Here is a 1592-nt window from a genome sequence, read left to right on the forward strand (position 1 = left end):
GCGGCTGTCGAGGCGGTCTCCCACGGTGAATCGGCCGTCGAGAGCCGATTGTGACGCGGAATACGGAACACGTTGTCGGTGTGACGTAGTTGACTGAAGTTAGCGCGGGCGCTGCATCGCGGTGCTCGCCGGACACGCGTGGTGGTCACCGGGCCACCACGGGACACAAAAGGCGAACACCAAGAGAGGTTGGTCCACTGCCATGACCAAGCGACGTAGTGTCACCGCCCTCGCGGCGGGTGCGGCGTTCACGCTGCTTCTGACCGCGTGTGGAGGCGACGACGATTCGGACTCCTCGGGGTCCGACACCACGACGGACGACTCCGGCAGCGAGAACAGCGACACTGATAACGGCGACGCTGAGGAAGGCGGCCAGGGTTCGCTGACCGTCGGTGGTGCGGACTTCACCGAGATGTCCGTCATGCAGGAGATATACAAGGCGCTTCTGGAGAACGCCGGCTACGACGTGTCGATCCAGACTGCGTCGAACCGTGAGATCTACGCCGAAGCGCTGGTCGGTGGGGAGATCGACGTCGTACCGGAGTATGCCGCGACGTTCGGGGAGTACCTCAACGTGCAGGCCAATGGCCCGGATGCGCCCACGGACTCCCCGGTCGCGACGACCGACGCGGCCGAGACGGTGGAGGCGACGCGGCCGCTGGCCGAGGAGGAAGGGCTGGTTCTCCTTGAGCCGGCCGAGGCGGCCAGCCAGAACGGATTCGCCGTGTCCGCCGAGTTTGCCCAGGAGAACGACCTGGAGACGCTGTCCGACCTCGCCGAGCTGGGCGAGCCGCTGGTCTTCGCTGCTGTCGAGGAGTGCCCGGACCGGCCGTTCTGTCAGCCGGGCCTAGAGAGCACCTATGGACTGGAGTTCAGCGAGATGCTGCCGCTGGGGTTCAGCTCGCCGCAGACCAAGCAGGCGGTAGCCGACGGAGAAGCGGATCTCGGCTTGGTCGGCACCACGGATGGGACCCTCGAAGGGCTCGGCTTGGTGCTGCTCGAGGATGATCAGGAGCTGCAGCTCGCGGACAACCTGGTCCCGGTGCTCAACGAGGAGGTGGCCGGAGACCAAGCGGCCGTGGACGCTCTGAACGAGCTGTCCGACGTTCTCACCACGGAGGATCTGGCCGCGCTCAACGCCGCGGTCGACGCAGAGAGGCAGCTCCCGGAGGATGTCGCCAGCGCTTACCTCGAGGAGAAGGGCCTGCTCTGAACACGCTCGACGTTCTTGATTGGCGGCGCCGGGTCGGCTCGCTGTACGCCGAAGTGCGTACGGCCACCGACCCGGCGTCGGGCCATGAACTCTGGACCCGTGGGCGAGACGAGCTCTTTCGCGACCACCCGGCGTCCCCGATTCCGCCGGCGGAACGCGCCGGCTTCACTGGCTTGCCGTATGCCGCCTATGACCCCGAGCTCCGTTTCGAGGTCCAGGTCGACACCGAAGTGTCTCCGCACCGGCTTGAGGTGGCCACCGGGACGGACGGCGTCGTGCCTTTCGATCGTGTCGGCCGCCTCCACCTTCCCCTTGGCGACCTCGATGTCTGGTGGCTCGGGTCGTACGGAGGGGGCATCTTCATCCCCCTGAAGGACGC

The 1592-nt window shown here is 66.6% G+C and carries 2 protein-coding genes; both read left to right on the plus strand.

Going from position 1 to position 1592, the window contains the following annotated elements:
* The first annotated feature begins 202 nt into the window (after window positions 1–202).
* The gene (locus ELR45_RS31000; protein WP_129669729.1) at window positions 203–1213 is read left to right on the plus strand and encodes an ABC transporter substrate-binding protein; all 1011 of its coding nucleotides are present in this window, start codon (window positions 203–205) and stop codon (window positions 1211–1213) included.
* 53 nt (window positions 1214–1266) lie between these two features.
* A partial coding sequence (locus ELR45_RS39785) for a DUF1684 domain-containing protein (protein ID WP_205857613.1) occupies window positions 1267–1592 on the plus strand: 326 nt, incomplete at its 3' end.

Source organism: Phytoactinopolyspora endophytica (assembly GCF_004138495.1).
GTDB lineage: Bacteria > Actinomycetota > Actinomycetes > Jiangellales > Jiangellaceae > Phytoactinopolyspora > Phytoactinopolyspora endophytica.

Bases quoted from the DNA above. Each gene is read 5' to 3' on its own strand.
- ELR45_RS31000 (WP_129669729.1), top strand. From the start codon at position 203: ATGACCAAGCGACGTAGTGTCACCGCCCTCGCGGCGGGTGCGGCGTTC.